At 70.3% G+C, this 18,562-nt stretch carries 13 protein-coding genes; 8 read left to right on the forward strand and 5 right to left on the reverse strand.

Features of this window, described 5'->3' with window-relative positions; all coding sequences use genetic code 11:
- Nucleotides 1–7: 7 nt before the first annotated feature.
- Nucleotides 8–2,965: an FAD-dependent oxidoreductase gene (locus tag ABNQ39_RS22050; protein WP_376960550.1), complete on the reverse strand. Its 2,958-nt coding sequence runs from the start codon at nt 2,963–2,965 to the stop codon at nt 8–10.
- Nucleotides 2,966–3,102: 137 nt separating this feature from the next.
- Here ABNQ39_RS22050 and dapA point away from each other — a divergent pair, with 137 nt between their 5' ends.
- The 6 genes from dapA to ABNQ39_RS22080 all read left to right on the forward strand — a co-directional run bounded on the left by dapA (nt 3,103) and on the right by ABNQ39_RS22080 (nt 8,319).
- A complete protein-coding gene (gene dapA, locus ABNQ39_RS22055; RefSeq protein ID WP_376960552.1) occupies nt 3,103–3,996 on the forward strand; it encodes a 4-hydroxy-tetrahydrodipicolinate synthase in 894 nt (297 codons plus the stop codon).
- Nucleotides 3,997–4,043: 47 nt separating this feature from the next.
- Nucleotides 4,044–4,874, forward strand: coding sequence for an ABC transporter substrate-binding protein (locus ABNQ39_RS22060; protein WP_376960554.1), 831 nt, complete (start codon nt 4,044–4,046; stop codon nt 4,872–4,874).
- Nucleotides 4,875–4,965: 91 nt separating this feature from the next.
- Nucleotides 4,966–5,661: an amino acid ABC transporter permease gene (locus ABNQ39_RS22065; RefSeq protein WP_376960556.1), complete on the forward strand. Its 696-nt coding sequence runs from the start codon at nt 4,966–4,968 to the stop codon at nt 5,659–5,661.
- Nucleotides 5,662–5,674: 13 nt separating this feature from the next.
- Nucleotides 5,675–6,364 (forward strand): GntR family transcriptional regulator, encoded by a 690-nt coding sequence (locus ABNQ39_RS22070; RefSeq protein ID WP_376960558.1) that lies wholly within the window; start codon nt 5,675–5,677, stop codon nt 6,362–6,364.
- 63 nt (nt 6,365–6,427) lie between these two features.
- Nucleotides 6,428–7,852, forward strand: coding sequence for a dihydropyrimidinase (gene hydA / locus ABNQ39_RS22075; protein ID WP_376960560.1), 1,425 nt, complete (start codon nt 6,428–6,430; stop codon nt 7,850–7,852).
- Nucleotides 7,853–7,902: 50 nt separating this feature from the next.
- Complete coding sequence (locus ABNQ39_RS22080) at nt 7,903–8,319, forward strand: DUF3830 family protein (RefSeq protein WP_222528017.1); 417 nt, start codon at nt 7,903–7,905, stop codon at nt 8,317–8,319.
- A 50-nt stretch (nt 8,320–8,369) separates the two neighbouring features.
- Here the strand turns inward: ABNQ39_RS22080 and ABNQ39_RS22085 are convergent, their stop codons facing one another.
- The 3 genes from ABNQ39_RS22085 to ABNQ39_RS22095 are packed head-to-tail and all read right to left on the reverse strand — an operon-like array spanning nt 8,370 to nt 16,089.
- A complete protein-coding gene (locus tag ABNQ39_RS22085) occupies nt 8,370–9,110 on the reverse strand; it encodes a ShlB/FhaC/HecB family hemolysin secretion/activation protein (RefSeq protein WP_376960563.1) in 741 nt (246 codons plus the stop codon).
- Nucleotides 9,044–10,267, reverse strand: a complete 1,224-nt coding sequence (locus tag ABNQ39_RS22090; protein WP_376960565.1) for a POTRA domain-containing protein — start codon at nt 10,265–10,267, stop codon at nt 9,044–9,046. The genes ABNQ39_RS22085 and ABNQ39_RS22090 overlap by 67 nt, the downstream gene beginning before the upstream one ends.
- 11 nt (nt 10,268–10,278) lie before the next feature.
- Entirely contained in the window at nt 10,279–16,089 is a 5,811-nt protein-coding gene (locus ABNQ39_RS22095; protein WP_376960567.1) for an MBG domain-containing protein, read from the reverse strand.
- Between the two features lie 464 nt (nt 16,090–16,553).
- Between ABNQ39_RS22095 and ABNQ39_RS22100 the strand changes: the two genes are divergently transcribed.
- Entirely contained in the window at nt 16,554–16,898 is a 345-nt protein-coding gene (locus tag ABNQ39_RS22100; RefSeq protein ID WP_376960569.1) for a response regulator, read from the forward strand.
- Here ABNQ39_RS22100 and ABNQ39_RS22105 read toward each other — a convergent pair.
- Nucleotides 16,895–17,068, reverse strand: coding sequence for a hypothetical protein (locus tag ABNQ39_RS22105; protein WP_376960571.1), 174 nt, complete (start codon nt 17,066–17,068; stop codon nt 16,895–16,897). The two genes, ABNQ39_RS22100 and ABNQ39_RS22105, sit on opposite strands and share 4 nt — an antisense overlap.
- On the opposite strand from ABNQ39_RS22105, the gene ABNQ39_RS22110 reads away from it, so the two are divergent.
- Entirely contained in the window at nt 17,037–17,243 is a 207-nt protein-coding gene (locus tag ABNQ39_RS22110; RefSeq protein WP_376960573.1) for a response regulator transcription factor, read from the forward strand. The two genes, ABNQ39_RS22105 and ABNQ39_RS22110, sit on opposite strands and share 32 nt — an antisense overlap.
- Nucleotides 17,244–18,562: the final 1,319 nt, after the last annotated feature.

Genomic DNA, 18,562 nt, shown 5'->3' on the forward strand with positions numbered 1-18,562 from the left:
CGGCGGTTCAGCCGAACCGGTCGATCAGGAAGGGGGTCGGGTCGATGTCGGTGCGGCCGTCGAGCAGCAAATCGGCGGTCATGCGGGCGACGACCGGCGCCAGGGTGAAGCCGTTGGACGTCACCGTGTTGAAGAAGCCCGGCAAGCCCGGCACCGGGCCGAGGATCGGCGCCCCGTCGATGTTGATGTTCATCGCCGCCCAGGCGCGGACCACATGCAGCCCGGCGATCTGCGGCAGCACATGGCGGGCGACCCACAGGTTGCCCTCGATGCTGGAGCGCGACACCGTGTTGAAGCGCCGCGCCGGGTCGAAGACGGCGGTCCAGGCGCCGCCGATGATCAGCCCGCCGGTGACCGCCTGCTTCAGGCTGAGATGGCGGTCGGCATGGGCGACCAACTGGCCGACCAGCTTGGGCGCCGGCTCGGTGACGATCATCTGCAAGGGCGCGCTGTGCACCGGCACGTCGATGCCGACCAGCCGCCCGGTCTCGCGCGCCCACGGGCCGCTGGCGTTGACGATCTGCTTGGCGCGGATGCGGCAGCGCGAGGTCTCGACCCGCCAGCCGCCGCCCTCGACCGCAGGAGCCGCGGCGATGCCCGTGACATTCACCCCGCGCAGGAAGCGGGCGCCCTGGCGGCGCGCCTGCTCCAGCACCGCATAGGTGGCGCGCAGCGGATTGATCTTGCCCTCCTGCGGGGCGTATTCGGCGCCGATCAGCCCGTCCGACAAGGCGGGGGCGAGGCGGCGCAGTTCGGCCGCGTCGATGATGGCGTTCTCGACGCCGTATCGCCGCTCCAGCGCCGCCTTGGCGCGCAGGAACTCCATGCCGGCCGGGCTGTCCGCCACCATCAGCCCGCCGGTGACGGCCAGCTCGAAGTCGGCCCCGCAAGCCGTCTCCAGCTCCCGCCACAAGGCGATGGAGCGCGGGCCGAGCGTCAGCGTCGCCGCCGCCGGCCCGCCGCCCGCCTCGGCCTTGGCGCCGAAGTCGAAGGACAGCAGCTGGACATGCAGGCTGCCGGCATTGGCGCCCGACGCCTGGAGGTTGGTGTCGCCGCGCTCGACCACCAGCACGTCGCGCCCGGCCTGGGTCAGGTAATAGGCGAGGCAGGAACCGACCACGCCGCCGCCGACGATCAGGATCTCCGCCTCCTGGTCGGGCAGCGGGCCGTCTTCCAGCGGGCGGGCGAGGTTGGGGGTGATGGCGCGCTGGTGGCCGCCCCATTCCGGCTTCTCGAAGGCGAAGGCGCCGGCCGGCGTCGGCTTGGCCGGCAGGCGCGGCGCCAGATACTGCTCGGGCGCCCGTTTCCTGCCGGTCGTCTGCTCCAGCAGCAGGGCGGCGGTCGCCGCGCAATAGCGGCCCTGGCAGCGGCCCATGCCGAGCCGGGTGTTGCGCTTCAGCGCCGCGAGGCTGTCATGGCCGGCGGCGATCTCGGCGCGGACCCGGCCGAAGGTGACCTCCTCGCAGCGGCACAGCATGGCGTCGTCGGGCACGGTGTCGAGACGCGGCGGCGGGGCTTGGTAGATCGACCACAGCGCCGCCTGGAAACCCTCGGCCCGCTGCAAATCGGCCAGCGCCCGCCGGCCCTCCTCCGGGTCGCTGTCGCTCAGGCCGAGCTGGGTGGCGGCGGCGATGCCGGTGAGGCGTCCGCGCGCCTGCGCCACCCGCGACCCGCCGAGATCGACGCCGTCTCCGACGGCGAAGACCCCCGGCACGCTGGTGGCGCCGTCCACCGCGATCTCGGTGGCGAGATAGCCGAGATGGCGGTCCTCGACCAACCGGTGGGCGCAGCCGAGCGCGCGGGCGATCTCGGTCGAGGGGATGAAGCCGTAGCCCAGGCACAGCGCATCGGCCGGAACGGTGACGGCCTCGGCCAGCCGGGGAGCGCCATCGGCGCTGAGCGGCGCATAGCGCACCCGCTCCACTCGGCCCTCCCCCTCCGCCGCGACGATGCCCTGTCCCCACAGCACCGGCACCCCAGCGCGCCGCAGCCTCAGCAGGTAGCGGGCGCCATCGCCGATCAGGCCGGGGGCGGCGCGCAGCGCGGTCAGCATCTGCCGCCATTGGGCAGGCGACGGGCGCGGCGCGCTTTCCAGCACGGCGGCCACCGCGGCGCCGCCCTCCACCAGTTCGCAGGCCAGTTGCAAATTGAGCGGACCGTTGCCGGCGACCACCACCCGGCGGCCGGGCGACACGCGATAGGCGCGGGCCAGGGTCTGGCCGGCCCCGGTCGTCATCACGCCGGGCAGCGTCCAGCCCGCGAAAGGCGCCGGCCGCTCATAGGCGCCGCCGGCGATCACCAGCCGGCGCGGCCGGTAGACGGTCTCGCGCCCGGCAACGACGGCGACGACCTCGTCGGGGGCATGGGCGCCCCACACCGTCGCCTCCTGGACGATGGCGGCGCCGGCCGCCTTCGCCGCGTCGAGCAGGGCGAGGCCGGCGCGGAACTGGCGGTCGGTCGGCCGGTCGGCGCGGTGCGAAGGGGCGAGCGGCTTGAAATACTGCCCACCGCTCTGCGGCCGCTCGTCGAGCACCACCACGTCGGCACCGCGCCGCGCCGCAGCCTCCGCCGCCGCCAGACCGGCCGGGCCGGCGCCGATCACCAGCAGGTCGACCGCCCGCTCCTCCGGCGCGTCGCCCACCGGCGGCGGCACCAGCGGGACCAGCGGATCCTCCGGCGTGCCGGCCGGCGGCTGCGAGCGGATGGTCTGGCCGTCGGCCACCTTGGTCAGGCAGGCGCGCTGGCTCGCCTTGCCGTCCACCGTCACCAGGCATTCGAAGCAGGCGCCCATGCCGCAATAGAGGCCGCGCCGGCCGCCGTCGCGGCTGTGGCGGTAGGCGGCGACGCCGTGCGCCGCCAGGGCCGCCGCCACCGTCTCCCCGGCCAGCGCGGGAATCCGCTCGCCGTCATAGGTGATCTCGATGGGAGCGCCAGTGCGGCGGACGCTTGGATGTTCGAGGCGCATGGGCGGTCGGCTTTGTCCGGATGCGGTGGAAAGCGCTTTTCGAGGCTGCGTCAATTAGCGCTGGATTCCTGTATACAGGTAGTATACGAGTAGTATTTAGGCAAGGTCAAAAATTAGGCAGGAGCTTGGGGGAACCCATGACGGCATTGCGCGGCACCTACACGGTCCTCATCACCCCCTTCACCGCCGATGGCGGCGCGGTGGATGTTCCGGCCTTGAAGAAGCTGGTGAACTGGCAGATCGAGCAGGGCATCCATGGGCTGATCCCGCTCGGCAGCACCGGCGAGTTCCTGTCGATGACCGCGGAGGAGCGGGCGCAGGTCATCGAGATCTGCGTGACCGAGGCGGCCGGCCGCGTGCCCGTGCTGATCGGCACCGGCGCCGAATGGACGCGCGACGCCGTCGCGCTGGCCAAGGAAGCGGAAAGCATGGGCGCCGACGGGGTGATGGTGATCCCGCCATACTACAGCTCGCCGACGCCCGACGAGCTGTTCGAGCATTACCGCCGCATCGGCGAGGCGATCTCGCTGCCGGTGATGATCTACAACAACCCGGCGACCGCCAACGTCGACCTCACCCCGCCCATCGTCGCGCGGCTCAGCGAGATCGACAACGTCCTCTACATCAAGGAATCGACGCTGGAGGTGACGCGGGTCCGCGACATCATCGAGCTGTGCGGCGACCGCATGACGGTGTTCGCAGGCATCCTCGGCTATGAATCCTTCTGGCTCGGCGCCCAGGGCTGGGTCGCGGTCTGCTCCAACCTGATCCCGCGCGATTCGGCCCGCCTGTTCGAGCTGGTGGCCGACCATGGCGACAAGGACCAGGCGCTGGCGCTCTACAAGAAGATGCTGCCCATCGTCCGCTGGGTCGGCGGCCACCGCTACGTCGCCGCCTCCAAGACCGGGCTCGGCATGATGGGACTGCCGGTCGGCGACCCCCGCGCGCCGCGCCTGCCGCTGCCGGAGGCCGACGCCCTGGCCCTGCGCGCCGATCTGGCGGCCTACGGCCTGATCGACTCCCTCGCCTGACCGCTTCGCCCGAATCCGAGATTCGAACACGAGAAAAGGGGTTTACGATGACCATTCGCACGCTGCTGATCGCCGCCGGCCTGACCCTGTTCGCCCTTCCCGCTGCCGCCCAAACCGCCGCCTGCAAGCCGGCGGTCGCCGATTCCGAGCTGGTCAAGCCCGGCACGCTGGTGATGTCGACCAACCCGACCCTGCCGCCGATGCAGTTCGTCGACAGCAGCGGCCAGTTGAAGGGCATGCGCATCACGCTGGGCAACGAGATCGCCAAGCGCCTGTGCCTGACCCCTGAATATGTCCGCATCGAGTTCTCGGCGATGATCCCCGGCCTCCAGGCCGGCCGCTGGGACCTGATCAACACCGGCATCTTCTGGACCGAGGAACGGGCCAAGATGATGCCGATGATCAATTATGAATCGCAGGCGATCAGCATCTCGGTGACCAAGGGCAACCCGCTGAAGATCACCAAGCCGGAGGATCTGTCGGGCCGTCCGGTCGGCGTCGAGCTGGGCGGCTTCGAGGAGCGCAAGCTGCGTGAACTCGACAAGATGGTGGTCGCCAAGGGTCTGAAGCCGATCGAGATCAAGACCTTCGACAATTTCGCCACGGCCTATCAGGCGCTGCGCGCCGGCCAGACCGAGGCGTCGGTGGCCATCGACCCGACGGCGGCCGAATACGCCAAGCGCGGCGATTTCGAGCGTGCCCTGCACGGCCTGTTCCCGACCCCGGTCGCCCTGGCGATGAAGAGCAAGGCGCTGAGCGAGGCCGTGGTCGGCGTCCTCAACGACATGCAGAAGGACGGCTCCTACAAGAAGCTGATGGACGAATACGGCCTGCTGCCCAACGACGGCGCCTTCAAGGTCAACGGCCCCGGCATGTGAGACGCGGGCCAAGGGAGGGGAAACGCGGGCGGCGGAAGAGGCATGTCCTCGCCGCCGCCCGCGCATCGGACAAGAGTGAAAGGGTGACGGAATGACCAGCGGCTGGAACTGGGACGGTTTCTTCGAGTACCTGTTCAACGGGTACCTGTTCAGCGGAGCGATCACCACCCTGTGGCTGACGCTGGCCGGCATCGCCGGCGGCCTCGTGGTCGGCTGCCTGCTGGCGCTGCTGCGGCTGTCGCCCTACCGCTGGGTCGCACGGGTGGCGCAGACCTACATCTGGGTGTTCCGCGGCACGCCGCTGCTGGTCCAGCTCATCATCATCTACACCGGCCTGCCGCAGATCGGCATCAAGCTGTCGGTCACGGAATCGGCGCTGATCGGCCTGATCCTCAACGAAGCGGCATATCTGGCCGAGATCATCCGCGGCGGCATCCTCGGCGTCGCCGCCGGGCAGAGCAACGCCGGCCGCGCGCTCGGCCTGAATTCCGCCCAGGTGATGGCCTACATCGTGCTGCCGCAGGCCGTCCGCATCATCATTCCCGCACTCGGCAACAGCGTGAACGGGCTGCTGAAGACCACCTCGGTGACCTCGGTCATCTCGATGGAGGAGCTGCTGCGCAGCACCCAGCTGCTCATCCAGGAGCGCTTCATGGTGCTGGAGCTGTTCACGGTGGCCGCCCTCTATTATCTGCTGATGACCTCGCTGTGGGACATCGTCCAGCGCCGCATCGAGCGTCATTTCGGCCGCGCCTACCGCAACATCGCCATCGTCGACGGCCAGTGAAGGGCGCTCGGCCATGAGTCCCCCTCTCCCACCGGCCCTCCCGCCATCCTCCCGGACCGCCAATCTCGGCGACCGCGCTTTCGCGCATCTGCGCGAGTTGATCCTCAGCCGCGAGATCCCCGGCGGCGCCGAGGTGCCGGAGGGACGGCTGGCCGAGCGGCTGAACGTGTCGCGCACGCCGATGCGCGAGGCGCTGGTCCGGCTGGTCGGCGAGGGGCTGCTGGAGCGCACCAGCGAGCGCAGCTACCGCGTCCGCATCGTCTCGGCCCGCGAGTTCTTCGAATGCATGCAGATGCGCGAGCTGCTGGAGTGCCACGCCATCGAAACCGCGGTGCCGCTGGTCGGCGACGCCGATCTGGCCGGGCTGCGGCGCGGCCTCGAGGCGCTGGAGGACGGCGAGGACGACATGCAGCACTGGCTCTACGACAACCATTTCCACAGTTTCTTCGCCCATGTCAGCGGCAACGCCACGCTGGCCGAGACCATCACGCGCATGCGGGTGGTCGCCCGCCTGTTCCGCATCTCCAGCAGCTTCCACCGCAAGGGCGAGATCGATACGGAGCACCGGGCGGTGCTGGACGCGGTGGAGCGGCGGGACGCCGCCGCCGCCAAGGCCGCCATGCTGGCGCATCTGCGCAACCTCCAGGACGACGCCCGCCGCGCCATCGCCGCCGAGGCCAATCCGGGCGGCTATTTTTTGTAATCCCGGTTTTTTTGTGATCCCGGCAACCGCAAGACCCGTCCTTCGGGACCGAGGGAGAGTTCCATGCCGCAGTTCGACACCGTAATCCGCAACGGCACGCTGGCCACCGCGTCCGACGTGTTCGCCGCCGACCTCGGCGTGATCGGCGGCCGCATCGCCGCCATCGGCGCCGGGCTGGGGCCGGGCGCCCGCGAGATCGATGCCACCGGCAGGCTGGTGATGCCCGGCGGCGTCGACGGCCATTGCCACCTCGACCAGCCGACCAGCGACGGCTCGCAGTCGGCCGACGATTTCGAGACCGGCACCCGCTCGGCGGCCTGCGGCGGCACCACGACGGTCATCCCCTTCGCCTGCCAGTTCAAGGGCCAGTCGCTGCGCGACGCGGTGACCGACTATCACCGCCGGGCCGACGGCAAGGCGGTGATCGACTACGCCTTCCACCTCATCGTCAGCGACCCGACCGACCAGCTGCTGGGCCAGGACCTGCCGGCGCTGATCCATGACGGCTACACGTCGTTCAAGATCTACATGACCTACGACGACATGAAGCTGAACGACCGGCAGGTGCTGGAGCTGCTCAGCGTCGCCCGGCGCGACGGCGCCATGGCGATGATCCACGCCGAGAATGCCGACTTCATCGGCTGGCTGACCGACAAGCTGCTCGCCGCCGGCCACACCGCACCGCGCTACCACGCCGACTCCCGGCCGATGCTGGTGGAGCGCGAGGCGACCCACCGCGCCATCGCCATGGCCGAGCTGGCCGACGTGCCGATCCTGATCGTCCATGTCTCCGGCCGCGAGGCCATCGAGCAGATCCACTGGGCGCAGGGCCGCGGCATGCGCATCTACGCCGAGACCTGCCCGCAATACATGGTGCTGACCGAGCATGACCTGCACGGCCACGGCATGGAGGGGGCCAAGTGCATCTGCTCGCCGCCGCCGCGCGACAAGGCCAACCAGGCGGCGGTGTGGGACGCGCTGGCCGGCGGCACCTTCCACATCGTGTCGTCCGACCACGCGCCGTTCCGCTACCAGGACCCCAAGGGCAAGATGCTGCACGGCGCCGACACCCCCTTCAACTGGATCCCCAACGGCGTGCCGGGCATCGAGACGCGGCTGCCGATCCTGTTCTCCGAAGGGGTGAAAAAGGGCCGCATCAGCCTGCAACGCTTCGTCGAGCTGTCCTCGACCAACCCGGCCAAGATGTACGGCCTGCACCCGCGCAAGGGCAGCCTCGCCATCGGCGCCGATGCCGACATCGTCATCTACGATCCGGACCGCAAGGTCACCATCACCAACGCCATGCTGCACCACAATGTCGACTACACCCCCTACGAGGGGCTGGAGGTGACCGGCTGGCCGGAAACCGTGCTGTCGCGCGGCGAGGTGGTGGTGGAGGGTGGCACCTGCGTGGCGCAGCCCGGCCGCGGCGCCTTCCTGCGCTGCGACACGCCGGATCTGGCACGGCCGAAGGTCGGCGCCGCCTGAAAAGACGATCACTCCACCCGACGACCACGAAACGCGAGGATCCCCCAAGCATGGACGCCCTGACCATCACCGCCGGCCCCTTCACCTTCGGCGCCCGCTTCGAGACGGCCGCCGCGCCGAAGACCTGCGCCAAGTTCCGCAGCCTGCTGCCCTACGAGGGCCAGATCGTCCATGTCCGCTGGAGCGGCGAAGGGGTGTGGATTCCGCTGGGCGACACCGATTTCGGCCTCGGCTACGAGAACCACACCAGCCACCCGGCGCCGGGCCAGTTCATCCTCTATCCCGGCGGCATCAGCGAGACCGAGATCCTGCTGGCCTATGGCGGCGTCCAGTTCTCCAGCAAGATGGGCCAGCTCGCCGGCAACCACTTCATCACCATCACCGAGGGGCTGGAGAATCTGGCAGAACTCGGCAAGCGCACCCTGTGGCAGGGCGCGCAGCCGATCCGCTTCGAACTGGCCCGCTGAACTTGGCCCCGCTGAACCTGGCCCGCTGACGCGGCAGAGGGCATTGGCGGTCAGAACGACATCAGCAGCCGGGCCTGGGCGGTGACGGTGCCGCGGTCCGTCTCCGGCCCGCCCGTCAGGGCGACGCCGACGCTCAACCCGCCCTGCAGGCTCCGGCCAAGCGTGTAGTCGAGCCCGAGGCCGAGGCCGACGAGTCTGGTGTCGGCCCGCTCGTTCACCCCCTGCAGGGCATCCAGATTGTAATTGTGGCCATAGGCGACATCGAGGAAGGCGAAGGGAGAGGCCGCATCCTCCACCCGCCCGGCGCCGGGAACACCCGCGGTCTCCAGAGCGCCCAGGACCGGGAATGCCGGCAGCCGCAGCTCGTTGCGCAGCACGAACCCGGTATCGGCGCTGCCGTCGCGCAGCGTGTAGCCACGGGCGGCATAATAGCCGCCAAGCGCAAGCTGCTCGGTCTCGGGCAGCGCCTTGCCGGCGATCTGGCCGGTGAACGCGGTGGTCCAGGTGAAGCCGTTCAGGCCGGGAACGGCGGCAAGCGACGTCGCCTGATTGAGCGTGCCGTACGCATAGGCATAGTCGGCCCCGGTCACCCGTCCGTTGGTGACGCTGTTCCAGGCCGCATCGGTGTTGCCGGGCACGATCCCGGTCCGGTTGACCACCGCGCGGACGTCAAGATCGGCGGTATCGCCGCCGGCGCGCTGCCAGGCGGCCGCCCAGCCGACGGTCAGGTCGAACACCCCGGCCGATCCGTCGGCGAGGCCAGCACCCCGGTACAGCGTCTTGCGCGACATCCATTTCGGCGCGACGCCGCCATAGACGTCCCCCACCCGGCCAGCCGTTCGTCGAGGTTGGACAGCACCGAGCGGTAGAGGATGGGCAGTTCGACGGTGGTGGTGTGGAAGGTCAGGATGTTGCCGGCGCTCTCCTGCCCCGTCGCGACGAAGTTCGGGGCGATGCTGACCGCCTGCCGCGGAAAGGTCATCGCCGCGATGCGCCCGGCATGGCTGACATAGGCCGGCCAGTTTCCTCCCGACAGCCTGACCGAGGCGGGATCGGAGACGACGTCCGGGCTGCCGGTGAACTGATAGGCGACGGTCATGTCATGCATCGCCTTGATGCCCGCGCTGAAGCCGGCGAAGAGGCGGTTGCTGTCGTGATCCCTGACGGTGCTGGTGTTGGACCAGCCGGCGAAGGCCTGCCAGGGCTGGCGGCGGCTGAGTTCCAGGGTCAAATTGCTGGTGCCGGGATCGGACCCCGGCTCGAACACGCCGTTGAGCTGCCGGTAGGGGAAGCGGTTGAGCCAGTCGAGATCCTCGGAGATTCGGTCCGCCTCGATGAGTTGGCCGGCTGGCGCGCGCAGACCGGCGGCAAGCGCCGGATCCGGCTCCTGCGGCCCGCCGTCGCCATCCTGCACCTGCACGCGGCCGGTCCGGAAAGCCACCACGCGCAGGTGCAGCACGCCGGAGGTGATCTCCTGCGGCGGTGCCGTGATCGAGACGAAGGGGCGGCCCGCCTCGCGGTAGGCCCGCGCCACCGCCGCCTGGACCTCGGTCAGCAGCTTGCGCGACAGCGGCTTGCCGATGAAGGGGCTCAGGGCCTTCCGCAACCCGGCATCGTCCAGCCCCTCCGCCCCCGCGACCGTGATGCCGGCCGGCGGATGGGGGATGATCGCGCCGTCCAGCCCGATGAGGCGGAAGCCGGCGACATCGACGCCCAGCGGGGTGTCGTCCCCCGACCCCGTCGGCGCCGGGCCGGGGCGCAGCCCGCCGCCGCTTCCCTCCGCCGCCGGGGGCAGGTGGCGTTCCATCGCCGTGGACTGGGCAAGGGCAACGCCCGGCGCACCGCCGGCCAGCCCCATCGCGGTCACCGCCACCACCCCGAACAGCCGGAGGGCGGATCCATGGGACCGCGACGGACGGGCTTCGGTTCCGTACATCTGAAACATCATCACTGAATCCGTCACGGCTGTTGGAAGAAGCGCAGGAAGCGGCCGACCCGCGTGTTGGCCGGACGCGGCTGGCTGGCGCACGCCGCTCCGGCGGCCCCGCCGATGCAGCCGGCGTCGCCTTTGTCCTCCCGCACGCCGTTGCCGCTCCCGCCCTGGGTGTCGGCGCCCGGCGCGGCGGACGCCGCAGCACTTCGGGTTCCGGCGGTGGGGGCGTTGTCGCCGCCGGACAGGACGATCCCGCCGCCGGAGAAGGCGGTGTCCGTCCTCTGAGCCGTCGTTTCGACCATGTTGCGCGGCAGCGTCGCCACGATGATCTGGCGGATCGCCTCCTGCGGCGGGGCGTCGGCCGGCGGCACGCTGTTGCCGCTGTCGGCCGGCTGCACGGTGAGCACGCCCGGCCCATAGGAGAGCGCGTAGTTGGACGAGGCTGCGAGGCTTCCCTGCGTGATGGCGTAGGAGCCGGCTGGCGAAGATGCGGTGGCGGCGGTGGCGAGCGCCCCCGACAGCGTGTCGCCGTTGACGAGTCCGCCGCCGACACCGTAGGTCAGCGCCGGGTTGGTATCGCCGTAGACCCTGCTCTTGCCGTCCGCCGTCACGGTGATCGGGCGCGCGGTGACCGACAGCGTGCCGGGGTTGAAGACAAGGCTGTAGTTGGACGAGGCCGCCAGCGTGCCCTGGCCGATGGCGTAGGATCCCACCGACGACGCCGTCCCGGCGGCGGTGGCGAGCACGCCCGGCAGCGTGTCGCCGTTGACGAGCCCGTCGCCGCCGACGCTGTAGGTGAGCGCCGGGTTGGCGTTGCCGTAGAGCCGGCTCTTGCCGTCCGCCGCCACGCTGATCGGGCGCGCGGTGACCGACAGCGTGCCGGACTGATGGAGAATGGTGTAGTTGCCGGCCGCACCGCCGCCCAGGGTGCCGCCGGACGTGGTCGTGGCGTAGCTGCCGACATTGGAGAAGGCGGTCGCGGTGGTCGCCGTGCTGACCCCGGTCAGCAGGCTGCCGTCCTGCACGTTCTTCCAGCCCGCGGTGGCGTAGCCGATCGCGGGCACGCTGCCGCCATAGATCATGTTGCCGCTGCCGGCGGTGACGGTCAGCGCCGCCGGGGTCACATGCATTGCGCCATCGACGTAGCTGAGGGTGTAGTTGTCGGTGGCTGCTCCACCCAGCGTGCCGCCAGACGCCGAGGTGGCATAGCTGCCGACGTCCGAGGCGGCGGTCGCGATGGTCGTCGTGGCGACCGCGGTCAGCAGGCTGTCGCCCTGCCCGTTCTTCCAGCCGGTGGCGGTGTAGCCGATGTTTGTCGGGGAAGCGTCGCCATAGGTCATGCTGCCGTCCGCGGCGGTGACGGTCAGCGTCGCCGGGGTCACGCTCATCGTGCCGGCGGCGTAGCTGAGGGTGTAGTTGCCGGTGGCGGCTCCGCCCAGCGTGCCGCCGGACGCCGAGGTGGCATAGCTGCCGACGTCCGAGGCGGCAGTGGCGGTCGTCGTCGTGGCGACCGCGGTCAGCAGGCTGTCGCCCTGCCCGTTCTTCCAGCCGGTGGCGGTGTAGGCGATGTTGGTCGGGGGGGTGTCGCCATAGGTCATGCTGCCGGCGGCCGTCACGGTCAGTGTCGCCGGGGTGACGCTCATCACGCCGTTGACGTAGCTGAGGATGTAGTTGCCGGTGGCGGCTCCACCCAGCGTGCCGCCGGAGGCCGTGGTGGCGTGGCTGCCGACGTTCGAGGTGGCGGTGGCGGCGGTGGCCGTGGTGACCCCGGTCAGCAGCGTGCTGTCCTGACCGTTCTTCCAGCCGGTGGCGGTGTAGGTGATGTTCGTCGGGGGGGTGTCGCCATAGGTCATGCTGCCGGCGGCGGTGACGGTCAGCGCCGCCGGATTGACGATGCCGGCACCGGCGAAGCGTGTGGCGCCGCCTGTGACGAAGGTGCCGCTGAGGCCGGACACGGCGAGGGACTGCGCCCCGGCATTGGTGGCGGTGAGGGGGCCGACGGACAGGGTGCCGGTGACGGTGTTCCACCAGCCGTCGCCAACCATGCGAACCGTGGCGCCGGTCGGATCGTCGCCATAGGTGATCGTCCGGATTCCCCCGACCACCCCGGAGACGCCGTAGAGTTCCGGCGGGCGGCTGCCGGGCACGGGCAGCGCCCACACCGTCGCATCCCAGCCATGGAAGAGGCTCCTCGCCATTTGGTCAGTGGTCAGGCCGACCGCCCCGCTGCCGCCGGCCGAACTGGCCTGCCCGGTGCTGTCCTTATCCCAATAGGAGGCGGTCACGGTGCCGGCATCGCTTCCGATCAGGCCGCCGATGTCGGTGCCCGAGCCGCTCACCATGCCGGTGGCGTAGGCTTGCGTCACGGTGCCGGCGTTGAGCCCGATCAGGCCGCCGACCTGACTGGTGCCGATGACGTCGCCGGTGGCATAAACCTGGGTCACTGTGCCGCCGCTTATCCCGATCAGGCCGCCGACCATGGTGTTGCCGCTGACGGCGCCGGTGGCATAGGCCCGCGTGACGCTGCCGATGTTCATTGCGCCGATCAGGCCGCCCACCGCGTTTGTGCTGCCGGTCACGGTGCCGGAGGCGAAAGCGTCGGCGACGGCCCCATCCTCCAGGTAGCCGATCAGGCCACCGGCCGGCCCGGCACCGTCGACGGAACCGGTGGCGTATACGTTCGACAGTGTGCCGGCGGTGTTCTTGCCGACCAGTCCGCCGACATTGGTCATGTTGTCGCCGCCGACCGAGCCGGTGGCATAGGCATTGGTGATGGTGCCCGAGTTTAGGCCGACCAGCCCGCCGGCCTCCGGGGAGTTGAGGACAGCCCCGGTTGCGTAGGAATCGCGGATCGTACCATTGTTGTTTCCGATCAGGCCGCCGGCCTTGCCGACGCCGTCGACGGTGCCGGTGGCATAGGCCTGCGACACCGTGCCCGCGCTTGTTCCGATCAGACCGCCGGCTGCCTCGACCGTGGAACTGACCGCCCCGGTGGCATAGGCCCGCGTGACGCCGACATCCCAGGCCAGTTCACCGATCAGGCCACCCACCGGGCTCCAGTGGGCGCTTACGTCGCCGGAAGCGTAAGCGTCGGTGACGGCCCCTCCCGCCATGCTGCCGACCAGTCCGCCGACCGGCCCGTTGCCGTTGACGGAACCGGTCGCGTACACGTTCGACAGCGTGCCGTCGTTGTTCATGCCGACCAGTCCGCCGAGAAAGTTCCTGCCGTCGCTGCCGACCGAACCGGTGGCATGGGAGTTGGTGATGGTGCCGGAGTTGACGCCGACCAGCCCACCGGCGAACCAGGAGTCGGGGACGGACCCGGTTGCATAGGAATCGCGGATCGTGCCGGTGTTTTCGCCGACCAGCCCGCCGGAGTTGTTGCCGTCGCCCCAGTCGGGCTTCACGTCGCCGGTGGCGTAGGAGGACTCGATGGTCCCGCCGTTGTTGTAGCCGACCAGCCCGCCATTGTAGAAACGTCCACCGTTCGCATTGTTGATGACGGTGCCGCTGGCGTGGACCCGCGTCAGGGTGATGCCGGCGCCGTCGACACGGCCGATCAACCCGCCGACATAGCTTTTTCCGGTCACATCGCTGTTGCCGGACGAGTCGGTGACGCTGCCGCCGGTCATCTCGCCGATCAGGCCGCCGACAAAGTTCGTCCCCGTCACTGTCGCCGCCGCGGTGACGTTCGTGACGATGCCGCTGCCGCGTCCCGCCAGACCGCCGGTGTGGGCACCGCCCGTGATTCCTCCGGTCAGCGACAGGTCGCGGATGACCGATCCGGGACCGGCGTTGGCAAACAGGCCGACACCCTCCGTGGCCCCCGCTTCGATGGTCAGGTTGGCGATGGTGTTGCCAAGCCCGGCGAAGGTGCCGACGAAACGCCCGTCGACCAGGGCGTTGCTGTAGGTGTTGCCGTCGCCGTCCAGGCTCTGGGCCAGCGCGTAGTTGCCGGTCCGGTCCGCATTGCCGCGGTTGAAGTCGATGTCGTCGATATCCGACAGCGCGTGCAGCAGGGTGTAGCTCGTGAGGCTGCCGGTCGGACCGATCTGCAGCGTGGCGCTGTTCCCCGACAGGGTGATCGGCGCGGAAACGCTGTAGTCCTTGCCGATGCCGTACTCCAGCACCAGCCCGGCGCTGTTGCCCGTCGCCGTCACCGCGGCGTTGACCGCGATGCGCCCGGCGGCCTGGAGGGTCAAGGTCGTGTCGGCCGACCATGACACCGGGTCCGCCACCGTGATGTTGCCCTCCTGGCTGCCGCCCGACCCGGTCGATACCGTCACGTTGGCCGTCGCCAGCGCCGCTGTCAGCGTGCCGACACTGAGCACGCTGTCGTCACCGGCGGCATCGAAGCCCGACATGCCGCTGTCGCTGCCGTTGGAGATCGTCAGGTTGTACGGATCGAGCAGCAGCGATCCCGTCCGGCCGGATTCGGCCCGCAGATCGGCGGTCCCGCGGAACGACAGCGACGCCTTGCCCGACACCTCGGCCCGGCCGCCGTCGCCAGCGATGCCGTTGCCGCCGACACCGTTGCCCCGTGCGCTGATCGCGCCGTCGAATGCCGTGCGCTCGTCCGACCACACCACGACGCTGCCGCCGTTCCCGGCGCTTCCGTCCGCCGACAGCCGCGCCCCGGCCTCGACGGTGGTGGTCGCGGCGTTGGCCACCGTCTCGGCGAGGGTTTTCGTCCGTGCATCCTTGCCGCCCTGGTAATCGCCGCCGATCGCCACGGCGCCGCCGCTGGTGCCGCTTGCGTCCACCGTGGCGGTCCCGGCCACCGTCACCGCCCGGCCCGTCACCGCCACGGTGCCGCCCGCGCCCAGCACCGGCTTGACGCCGGGAATGGGCGGCGCCGATCCCTTGGCCGTCAGCGTTCCCGTGACCGTGGCCCGCCCGCCCGACACCCGGATGTCGCCGCCCTGGCGGGCGCCATCCGCCATCGTCCGGGTGGCAGCGATGGTGCCACCGGCCTCCACCGCGCCGTCGTCGCCCGCGGTCAGGTAGATCCGCCCGCCGCTGGCCGCAGTGCCGGTCGCCGCGATGACGCCGCCGGTGTTGCCGGCGAGCGCGTAGACGTTGCCGCCGTTGGCCCGCAGCTCGGCCACCGCCACGGTGATGGTGCCGGTGGTCTTCGCCTCGGTGTCCGCCCCGCCGACCCTGACCTGGAACTTGCCGCCGTTGACGGTGCCGTCCCGCGCCAGCACCTCGTAGCCGGCGGCCAGCGCGGCCGTGCCCTTGGGCGCCGCGATGGTGCCGCTGTTCTCGACCGCCCGCGCGATCAGCGCCACGTCGCCGCCCAGCGAGCCGATCGACCCGGCGTTGGTCACCGTCGCCTTGGAGGTGCCGGCGAAGGTCTTGTCGCCGCCGCGCAGGAACTCCTCGTCGCGGACGTCCAGGGTGGAGGCGACGAAGGAGCCGCCGGTGGCGACCCGTCCGCCGGGTCCGACCGCCACCCCCGCGGGGTTGATCAGATAGACCGAGCCGGTGGCCGTCAGGCTGCCGTCGAGGCGCGAGGGGACGTTGCCGGTGACGCGGTTGAGCGTGGCGCCGCCGCCGTTGTTGACATGGACCGTGTTCCCCGCCCCGATGGAGAAGGACTGCCAGTTGACGACGGCGTTGGGGGACGACTGGTCGATGATGAGGCTGGTGCCCGACGGTGTCGCTATGGACACCGAGCCGGCGGCGACGGCCGGCCCGCTCGGCAGCGGCTGCGCCAGGGCCGTGCTCTCCCGGCTCGCCAGCAGCGCGACGCTCGCCATCAGGCTCAGCAACAGCCGCGATGGCCGGCTCGACGATCCGGCCCCACGGAACGCTTGAGAATCGACGCTGGTCATCCGCTAACCCCTGTTTTCTGTCTTTTGATTGGGCAATAGGCGGGCCGGTCGGCCTGGACACGGCGGCTTCCGGCCCTTTTCGGGGCGCCAAGCTGCCGTGCCGGAACCGACGGTCGGCGCGGTGCTGTTGGGGGACCGCCTCCGGCCGCTCCGTCGGGCGTGGTTCCCGCTGAGGAGGATTGGGCGACACGCGGCTCAACCATAGTCAGGCCCGCCATGCCGCGGTATCCCAACATCGTGTGAGGGAGCGGGGTGCGATGGGGGCGGGCGTGGCGGCCCGCGCCGCCTCACATGTTCATGGGATGCCGCGGCGAACCCGTTGCGGGTAGTCTCCCCATGGGGGCACTGTCCGCGCCCTCGCCCTGTGATTGGGTGTTGTCACGGTTTCGCGTACCTTCCTGCGCGCGCAGACCAAGACGCGATCCCTCTTGGACGAAAGGCGTTCCCCTGTGGTGACCAGTGACTTGCCCGCACCCCCGTCGCCGGACCACCGCATCCGCGTCCTCCTGGTGGAGGATGACCGCCCGATCCGCGAGCGCATGACCGCGATCCTGCGCGCCGCCGACCCCATCGATCTGGTGGCCGCCGCGGCCACGCTGGCGGAGGCCCGCGCGCTCTGCGCCGCCCATGTGCCGGCGGTCCTGGTCACCGACCTGAAGCTGCCCGACGGCAGCGGCCTCGACCTGATCCACGAAAACCGGCGGCTCTATCCGGCCATGGAAATCATGGTGGTCTCGGTGCTGGGGGACGAGCGCAGCGTGCTGACCGCCATCGAGGCGGGAGCGGCCGGCTATATCCTGAAGGATTAGGCGGCGATCGATCTGGTCGGCTCCGTGCTCGACCTGGTGGCCGGGCGCTCGCCGATCTCGACATCCATCGCCCGCACCATCGTCCGCCGCGTCCAGAGCCGGCCGGACGCTCCGTCGGCCACACCGCCGGCATAGCCGGTGCCGTCGCTGACCGAGCGGGAGACCGACATCCTGTGGGGGGTCGCCAAGGGACTGACCTATGGCGACATCGCGGAGCGGCTGGGCATCTCCCGCAACACGGTGCTGACCCACATCAAGAACATCTACCGCAAGCTGGAGGTGAACTCCCGCGGCGAGGCGGTGTTCGCCGCGATCAACCACAACATCATCAACCTGAAGGGCTGAGGGACCGCCATGCCGTCGACGGACGCCGTTCCGGGCATGAGCGGCGGTGCGGCGCCCGCCCCGCTGTCCCGGCCAGCCTGGGCATGGCGGTCCGCCCTGTGTCTGGCGATCCTGATTCCCGTCCTCACCGCCCTCGCATTCATCGTCAACCCCACCCTGTCCGACGATGCGGCCGCCCTGTTCATCGGCGAGGCGCTGCTGACGGTGCCCGGCGATTGGGCCGGCGACCGGGCTGCCGGCCCGGAGGCCTGGTCGCCGGTGTCTCTGCCCTACCGCTGCCCGACCACGGCCGCCGCGGAGGGCTGCGCGGTCACCTTCCGCATCGGATACCGGTACGATCCGGCCGCCCGGCCCGCGGACCAGGGCGTCGTGTCGTTCTATGCGCCCTCTTTCCAGGGTGTGCTCACCGTTTCCCTGAACGGCGTTTTCCTCGCCACCAGCGCTTGGTCGCGGGCGGAAGCCGATGTTTCCGGCAATGTTCCGTTCCTGGTGACGGTGCCGGGTCTGCACCCCGGCCTGAACGAGTTCGAGATCGCCCTGTCGAAGCGCGGCGTCATCAGCGCCTTCCTCGATCGCGTCGCCATCGGGCCCGACGCCCTGCTGCGCCCGGACCATGACAGGCGGCGGTTCCTGTTCGCGACCCTGCAACGGATGCTCGACGGCTGGCACATCACCATGGGCCTGTCGCTGTTCATCATCTGGCTCGCCTGCCGTCGCAAGCAGGTCTTTCTGGTGACCAGCGGCGTTATCCTGTCGCACGCCGCCGTGTCGCTGCCGGCGATCCTGGGCGATGGGATGCTGAGCGAAACCTCGCTCCAACTCATCAACCACACCCGCTTCCTGACCACCAGCCTCATCCTGCCCATGGCGCTGCTGTTCGTCCACCGCCCGCTCCCGGTCCCTCTGGGCGTCTTCCTGCTGCCGCCCTTCATGGTTGCCGTCAGCTTCCTCACCCTCCCGGTCGATCTGCACCGCTGGCTGCTCACGACCGTCTATTTTCCGCTCATGTGCGTCGCCGCGCTGTGGGTGCTGTTCGTGGTGGTGCGCGTGGCGGTCCGCGAGCGCGACATCGCGGCCACGGCGCTGGCCGGCGCCTTCCTGTTCAATCTGGTCATCGCGGTGCATGACATCCTGCTCACCCGCGACTCCCTGGGGGAAAGCCGGGTGCTGCTCGGCCGCTTCGCCTGGCCCGTCATCATGGCGGTCGTCTCCGCGGTGCTGATCTGGCGCTTCGCCCAGACCATGAACGTGCTGGACCAGTTCAGCCAGCGCCTGAAGAGCGAGGTGGCGGCCGCCGAGCGCGCCCTGCGCCGCAGCTT

This window comes from Azospirillum sp. A26, assembly GCF_042604635.1.
Classification (GTDB): domain Bacteria; phylum Pseudomonadota; class Alphaproteobacteria; order Azospirillales; family Azospirillaceae; genus Azospirillum; species Azospirillum palustre.